This window comes from Kitasatospora sp. NPDC056327 (assembly GCF_042261735.1).
Taxonomy (GTDB): Bacteria; Actinomycetota; Actinomycetes; order Streptomycetales; family Streptomycetaceae; genus Kitasatospora.
The window spans coordinates 1-6,655 of the sequence record NZ_JBHJRC010000391.1 but is presented as its reverse complement, the minus strand read 5'-3'; the positions used below and the strand labels follow the sequence as shown (position 1 = coordinate 6,655).

Annotated in this window: 8 protein-coding genes; 2 read left to right on the top strand and 6 right to left on the bottom strand. The window is 73.5% G+C overall.

What is annotated here, in order from left to right; all coding sequences use genetic code 11:
- The first annotated feature begins 82 nt into the window (after positions 1 to 82).
- On the top strand, positions 83 to 532 hold the full coding sequence (locus tag ACFCX4_RS33600; protein ID WP_376150808.1) for a DUF6188 family protein: 450 nt from the start codon (positions 83 to 85) through the stop codon (positions 530 to 532).
- Between the two features lie 44 nt (positions 533 to 576).
- Here ACFCX4_RS33600 and ACFCX4_RS33595 read toward each other — a convergent pair whose 3' ends face one another.
- The 4 genes from ACFCX4_RS33595 to ACFCX4_RS33580 form a co-directional block, all read right to left on the bottom strand.
- Positions 577 to 951: a hypothetical protein gene (locus tag ACFCX4_RS33595; protein WP_376150806.1), complete on the bottom strand. Its 375-nt coding sequence runs from the start codon at positions 949 to 951 to the stop codon at positions 577 to 579.
- Positions 952 to 1,058: 107 nt separating this feature from the next.
- A complete protein-coding gene (locus tag ACFCX4_RS33590) occupies positions 1,059 to 1,451 on the bottom strand; it encodes a roadblock/LC7 domain-containing protein (protein ID WP_376150804.1) in 393 nt (130 codons plus the stop codon).
- Positions 1,452 to 1,533: 82 nt separating this feature from the next.
- Positions 1,534 to 2,850, bottom strand: coding sequence for a hypothetical protein (locus ACFCX4_RS33585; protein ID WP_376150802.1), 1,317 nt, complete (start codon positions 2,848 to 2,850; stop codon positions 1,534 to 1,536).
- Positions 2,847 to 3,230 carry a hypothetical protein gene (locus ACFCX4_RS33580; RefSeq protein WP_376150800.1) on the bottom strand — a complete coding sequence of 128 codons (384 nt, stop codon included), beginning with the start codon at positions 3,228 to 3,230 and terminating at the stop codon, positions 2,847 to 2,849. Before ACFCX4_RS33580 ends, ACFCX4_RS33585 begins: the two co-directional genes overlap by 4 nt.
- Before the next feature lie 679 nt (positions 3,231 to 3,909).
- On the opposite strand from ACFCX4_RS33580, the gene ACFCX4_RS33575 reads away from it, so the two are divergent.
- Entirely contained in the window at positions 3,910 to 4,554 is a 645-nt protein-coding gene (locus ACFCX4_RS33575; RefSeq protein WP_376150798.1) for an alpha-ketoglutarate-dependent dioxygenase AlkB, read from the top strand.
- Positions 4,555 to 4,927: 373 nt separating this feature from the next.
- On the opposite strand, the gene ACFCX4_RS33570 is transcribed toward ACFCX4_RS33575, so the two are convergent.
- Positions 4,928 to 5,776 carry a carbohydrate ABC transporter permease gene (locus ACFCX4_RS33570; RefSeq protein ID WP_376150796.1) on the bottom strand — a complete coding sequence of 283 codons (849 nt, stop codon included), beginning with the start codon at positions 5,774 to 5,776 and terminating at the stop codon, positions 4,928 to 4,930.
- Positions 5,773 to 6,655, bottom strand: an 883-nt coding sequence (locus ACFCX4_RS33565) for a carbohydrate ABC transporter permease (protein WP_376150794.1), incomplete at its 5' end; no start/stop codon positions are given. The genes ACFCX4_RS33570 and ACFCX4_RS33565, both read right to left, overlap by 4 nt.

Sequence of the window (6,655 nt, the reverse complement as noted above, 5' to 3'; positions counted from 1 at the left end):
CAGCGCCCGGACCGGCGCCGAACCGCCCCGTGCCCGGGGGCCACGGCGTCACGGCCCCGCGGCCCCACCGCATACTGTCCGCATGCAGACCACACGACACGCGACAGGCGCCGCCGACGCGCTCGCCGCCGTCCTGACCGGCCGCCGGGTCACGGCGGTCGGCGGCGGCGACCGTCTCGACCTCACGCTCGACGGGCCGGTGACGGTCCGGGTCACCGGGGAGTTCCGCCTCACCCGTCCGACGGAGGTCACGCGCTGCTTCCCCGCGCTGACCGTCCGGCCCACCGGAGCACTGCTCACTCTGGTCGGCCGGACGGTCCGCGCCGCCCGGGTGACCCCGGGCGGCGGACTGGAACTGGCCTTCTCGGCCGCGACCGAAGCCGTGGCAACGGCCGAGGCCGGGCCCGGCAGCAGGACGCTGTCCGTCCCGCCCCACGCGCTGCTGGGACCGTGGAGCGTGACCACGCCGGGCGGCACCCGCTTCGCGAGCCTGCCCGGCGGCGAGGTCGTCCGGACCGAAGACACGGACTGACCGGGCACACGGGCCCCGAGCCGGTCGCCCGACCCGCCGGGCGGTCAGACCTCCAGGTCGGCCTCGATCTTGGTCAGCTGGTGCCGGGCCATCGCCAGGTTGGCCCGGCCCTTGTCCAGCGCCAGGTAGAGGAACAGGCCCTTGCCGGTCCGGCTGGTGAGGGGGCGGATCAGGTGGTACTGGCTGCTGAGGGTGATGAGGATGTCCTCTATCCCGTCGCTGAGGCCCAGCATGTCCATGGTGCGCATCTTGGCCCGGACCACGTCGGTGTTCCCGGCGGCGGCCACGTTGAGGTCGAGGCCGCCGGGGCCGTCGAGGGTGGCCAGTGCCATGCCGCTGTTGTAGTCGACGAGGGCCGCGCCGATGGCGCCCTCGATCACGGTCATGGTCTGCTTCAGCGCGCCTGCGGCGTCGGTCATGGCGGTGTCTCCAGTTCGTCGGTGAGAGCCGATGGATATCGGGGGGAGTCGGAGGACCAGGAGAGGTCCGGGAGGTCGTTCGGACCGCCCTGCGGGCCCGGGGCGGGTCAGTGCTCCCGGGCTTCCTTGGGTTGCAGGGTGTCGTTGAGGAGTGCGGCGATGCGCCGGGCGGAGCGGCGGGCCTCCAGGTTCAGGCGGCCGACGTTCGCGTCCGGGTGGGCGAGGAGGGTGAGCACGCAGCTGCCGCCGGCCGCGTAGGTGGCGACACACCCGTGCTCGCCGCGGACCAGTGACTCCCGGAACTCGCCCTGGCCGGTGCTGTCGGCCAGCCGCTGGGCCAGACCGAGCGAGGCGGCGGTCATCGCCGCCAGGGCCGAGGGCTCGGTCCCGTGGGTGTCGTGGGCGACCAGCATCCCGTCCACGGTGGCGACCAGGCCGCCCGCGAGGTGCGGCACCCGGTGTCCGAGGGCGCGGAGTTCGGCGAGGATGTCGGTCTCCAAGGCGATCAGTTGTCTCCTTCCGACACGCTGCTTGAGCGCCCGCCTCATGGCCGTGAGGGCGGGGTCGCGGGCGGAGAGTGGTTCAAAGTCGGGCCTCCAGAAGGGTTCGGATCCGGATCAGCAGCGCGATGTCCGGGTCGGCGGCGGTGGACGGGAGGACGGCGGCCGGCCGGGGAGCCGGAGCCGGTGCGGGAACCCCGGGCGGAACGGTCGGCGGAGCCGGAGCGGGCGCCGGGGCGGGCGCCGGGGCGGGCGCCGGGGCGAGGCCGGTCGCGTCGCCGGCGAGCGCGGCGAGCGCCGCGCCCGGTACCCGGCGGTGCAGACCACCGGGCGCCCGGGGTGCCGGCACCACACCCGGCAGCACGCCCCGCACCGCGCCGGGCGCACCGACGGTGCCGGACCCGCCGTCGGCGCCCGGGCCCGCGGCCACCCCGGCGCCCCCCGCCCCCACGCCCGCCGCACAGCCCGCGTCGGGCCGGGTCAGCAGGCCGGCGGCGGCGAGCCGGCGGACGTCCGCCGTGGTCGCGAACGCGGAGCGGCCGAGCAGCCGGGCCAGTTCCGCCGGGGTTCTCCGGCCGTCCGCGTGGTCGAGCAGGTCGCACTGGCGCCGGGTCGGCGGGCGGACCCGGCGGGCGTGGCGGCCGGGAACGGGGGCCGGGGCCGCCTGCCCGGCCGCGCGGCACAGCGGCGCGGTGTCCAACTGTGCCGAGGGCCAGATCCGGTCCAGCAGGTGCCGGCGGCGTTCGGCCTCCCGGCGGAGCCGGTGGGCACCGACCGCGGCCACCGGGCCGAGCCAGTGCCGCACGCCCGGCGCGAAGGTCCAGGAGGCCAGGGTGGCGGGGGTGTCGAACAGGAAGCAGGCGGCGTCGTAGAGGGCACCGAGGTGGCAGAGTTCGAGCTCGCCCCGGGTCAGCCGGCCCTGGTCGACCAGCGCCTCGCCGACCCGGGCGTAGGGGCCGAACCGGTGGACGGCGTCCTGCCAGGTCTCGCGGGTGAGCCGGCCGGAGGCGGTGAGCAGGGTGGCCAGGTCGGGTGCACGGTCGGACTCGGCGTGGGAGACCAGGCCGTCGACGAGGTAGACGGTTCCGGCGGGGCCGCGCAGGGCGCCGGTGGCGCGTTCACCGGCGAGCCGCTCGGCCGCGGCGCCGGGGGTCCAGACGGCCGGCCCGCCGGAAGCGGGTCCCGCGGGCGGCCCGACGGCGGCAGGCGCGGCGACGGGCGGCCCGGCGGCGGCCGGGGCGCCGGGGAGGGTGACGGGGAGCGCGGCGGCCGGGCCGACGGCCGGTGTGGCGGAGGGCGGCCCGGCGGCGCCGTCCGGTGGCCGGAACCCGACGGCCGCACCCGCGCCGGCGGCGGTTCCCGCACCGGCGCCCGGCCGGCTCGTGACGGGGTTCGTCATCCGAGCACCAGTTCCTCGGCGAGTGACTGCAGGCGGAATCGGGCGCCGGCGAGGTTGCCCTCGGCGCGGTCCAGCCAGAGGTGCAGGACGAGCCGGCTGTCGAAGACGGTATCGATGAAGCAAAGCAGGTGGTAGCTGCGGCCGGCGGTCAGGATGATGTCCTGCAGCGGTGCCTCGCGGTCCTCCGACGCGGTGAAGGTTCCGGCCTCAACAGCCGCTCGCACCAGGTCGGTTGCCTCGGCGGCCGTGGTCTCGTGGTCGCCGGTCGGACTGACTCCGACGCTGCCCAGGGCGAGCCCGCTGCTCCAGTCGATCAGGCTGGCGGCGCGGGCCCCGGCGATCGCCATCGCCCGGGACAGGCACTCGTCGATACCCGGCACTCGGGCTCCTTCGGAGGGTTCGGGAGGGAAACGGCGCAGCGGGGCAAGGCCACCGGGCGCCGGCCGGAACGCCACGACCAGTGGCGGGTTCGACACGGAAGGCTACTGCCCGACACCCCGCAATGAACGTTCCAGTGGCATATTCACACCGTCAGAAAGAGTTTTCAGCCATTCTCTGACGCCTCATCAGCTCTGCCTCCGGGGCAACACCGCTGTCCGGACACCCGTGCGTCGTACGAACGAACGATCCACCTGGCACGGGAGCTTGGCCGGTAGTCGGCCACGGGAGTGGGTTTCAAGCCGCCGGATGCGATAGGGCCCACGGGCCGCGGGGCCGACCGGGCCCACCGAACCGACCGGGCAGGGCCCACGGCGTACGCACAACGACGAAGCGGCCGCCCCCCGTTCGGGGAGCGGCCGCTTCCGCTGGAGCGCCAGGCCCGGGTTGCACGGACTCTCCCTACTGAAAGTAGGACGTGCTCTGGTAGCACCACTGACGCCTGACCGAGCCGGATCCGCCCTCCGCTTCGCGAAGATCGTTTCCTCTCGACGGGTTGAACAGTAGCAGGCCACCGGGCCTGGTCGGAAATCGGCCTCCCGGGCGCCACCCCGGGGGCCCGGAGTCGCCCCCACCCGTTCATTCGGATATTTGTTCGATTCTCGGCGTAGGCTGGTGACCATGTGCACCACCGGCATCCACCTCCAGCCGTCGCTGTTCGACGACCCCGGCCCGGCCGGACCCGTCCTCGGGCCGCTGACGGGCGTACGCCGCGAGGTGCTGGGGGCGGGCGCCTGGGTGGACGTCCTGCCCGGCTGGCTGCACGGGGCGGACCGACTGTTCGAACAGCTGGCCGCCGAGGTCCCCTGGCGGGCCGAACGGCGCGAGATGTACGAACGGACCGTGGCCGTCCCCCGGCTGCTCGCCTCCTACCGGGAGCAGGACCCCACGCCGCACCCCGTGCTCGGGGAGGCCCGCACGGCGCTGAGCGCCCACTACGCGGGAGAGCTGCGCGAGCCGTTCCGCACCCTGGGCCTCTGCTACTACCGCGACGGCCGGGACAGCGTCGCCTGGCACGGCGACCGGATCGGCCGCGGCGAGCGCGAGGACACCATGGTGGCGATCCTCTCCGTCGGCGAACCCCGGGCGCTGCTGCTGCGCCCCCGGGGCGGGGGCGGCCCGGTGCTGCGGCACCGGCTCGGACACGGGGACCTGCTGGTGATGGGCGGCTCGTGCCAGCGGACCTGGGAGCACGCGGTTCCCAAGACGGCCCGGCCGGCCGGGCCCCGGATCAGCGTCCAGTTCCGGCCGCGCGGCGTCGGCTGACCGGCTCCGCCGGCCCTCCCGGGGGACCGTGGCGCCGGCCGGTACCCCAGGGCCGCCGGCCCGGCGGCGAGCGCCGGGGCGTCGGCCGCCGGGACGAACCGGTCGACGTCCTCGTGGTCGCGGGTCCACTCACCGGGGAAGAAGTCCATCGCCCAGCCGCCGCGCAGCCGGACACGCGCTCCGAGACGGTGGGCGAGGCCCACCGTCTCGGCTGTCTGCGCGAGCTGCCCGTCGGCACGCTCCCGGTTCATGGACCCCACCGCCATGCCACCGGACGCTTCACCCGTCGCAGCCCCTTCGTCGCGGGGGTTCCGTCGAGGTCCCCGGCCCCCTGGGACCGGCGCCCTGCCGGCTCCGGTCCCAGGCCCGGTCCCTAGTCCTTGACGGCGCCCGCCAGCCCGGAGACCAGCTTGCGCTGCACCGCGATGAAGAAGATCAGCACCGGGACGGTCATCAGCGTGGAGGCCGCCATGATGCCGCCCCAGTCGTTCTCGTCCGGCTTGAAGAACACCAGCAGCGCCGAGGGGAGCGTCTGGTTGTCGGTCGCACTGATGATGAAGGTCTTGGCGAAGACGAAGTCGTTCCACGCCGCGATGAAGGAGAACACGCTGGTCGCGGCCAGCCCCGGGGCGACCAGCGGCAGCAGGATCGTCCACAGGATGCGGGCCCGGCTCGCGCCGTCGATCTGCGCGGCCTCCTCGATCGACACCGGGACGGCGGCGACGAAGCCCCGCATCATCCAGATCCCGAAGGGCAGCGAGAACGCCAGTTGCACCAGGATCAGCGAGGCCAGGGTGTTGAGCCCGATGCCCGGCGCGAACCGGCCGGCGTCGCGGAACATGAAGAACAGCGGGATGGTCAGCGCCTCGACCGGGATCATCTGGGCGATCAGGAACATCACCATGATGGTCGTGCGGAAGCGGAAGTTGAACCTGGTCACCGCGACCGCCGCGAGGAAGACCACCAGTGCGGAGAGCGCCACCACCGACAGCGCGATCACCAGGCTGTTCAGGAAGTACCGGCCGAAGCCGTCCACGCTGAGGACCTGGCGGAAGCTCTCCAGCGTCGGGTGCGCCGTCCACGGCCGGGGGTCGAGCGACTGCACCTCCCCCTTCGGCTTGATGGCCGAGAGCACCATCCAGAAGATCGGGAAGGCGGTGACGGCCGCCACCAGGAGGGCGGTGGTGTTGGCGCCCAGGCGCCAGCGGCTACGGGCGTTCACAGTTCGTTCCCCGTCCTGCGCAGCGAGCGGATGTAGAGGACGGTGGGGATCACCAGGATCAGGAGCATGATCACGCCGATGGCCGCGCCCAGCCCGTACTGGGAGGAGGCGAAGGCCTTCTGGTACGCGTAGACGTTGAGCACCAGGTTCTGGCCGGCGATGCCGCCGCCCTCGGTCATCACGTAGATCTGGGTGAAGACCTTGAAGTCCCAGATGACCGACTGGATCACCACGATGGTCAGGATCGGCCGGAGCATCGGGGCGGTGATCCGGCGGAAGGTGGTCCAGGTGCCGGCGCCGTCCAGCGACGCCGCCTCCAGCACCTCGGTCGGGATCGCCTTGATGCCCGCGTAGAGCGTCACCATGACGAACGGGAACGAGTGCCAGACGACGACGGCACCGACGATCAGGAAGGCCGACCACTTGTCGTAGAACCAGTTGTACTCGTGGAAGCCGTCCAGACCGAGGTCCACCAGGGTCTTGTTCACCAGGCCCAGGTTGGTGTCGAACAGGAAGCTCCACACCGTCGACCCGGTCATCGCCGGCGCCGCCCAGGCCGCCATGGCGGCCGTGGTCAGCACCAGCCGGGGCACCCGGCCCACCCTGGTCAGCAGCACCGCGAGGGTGGCGCCGACGGCCAGGGTGGCGACCACGCAGAACGCGGCGAAGCCGATCGTCTGCAGCAGCACCGACCAGAACTGCCCGTCGCTCAGGATCTTCTGGTAGTTGCCGAAGCCGACGAAGCTGGTCGGGACGCCGCCGGAGGCCTGCGCCTGGCCGAAGTCCAGCACGGACAGCAGACCGAGCTGGTAGATCGGATAGGCGACCAGCGGGATCATGATGATCGCCGCGGGCAGCAGTAGCAGCAGCGGGGGGCGG

Coding starts and splice junctions, on each gene's coding strand:
- ACFCX4_RS33595 (WP_376150806.1), bottom strand. CDS start 951: ATGACCGACGCCGCAGGCGCGCTGAAGCAGACCATGACCGTGATCGAG.
- ACFCX4_RS33585 (WP_376150802.1), bottom strand. CDS start 2,850: ATGACGAACCCCGTCACGAGCCGGCCGGGCGCCGGTGCGGGAACCGCC.
- ACFCX4_RS33600 (WP_376150808.1), top strand. CDS start 83: ATGCAGACCACACGACACGCGACAGGCGCCGCCGACGCGCTCGCCGCC.
- ACFCX4_RS33575 (WP_376150798.1), top strand. CDS start 3,910: ATGTGCACCACCGGCATCCACCTCCAGCCGTCGCTGTTCGACGACCCC.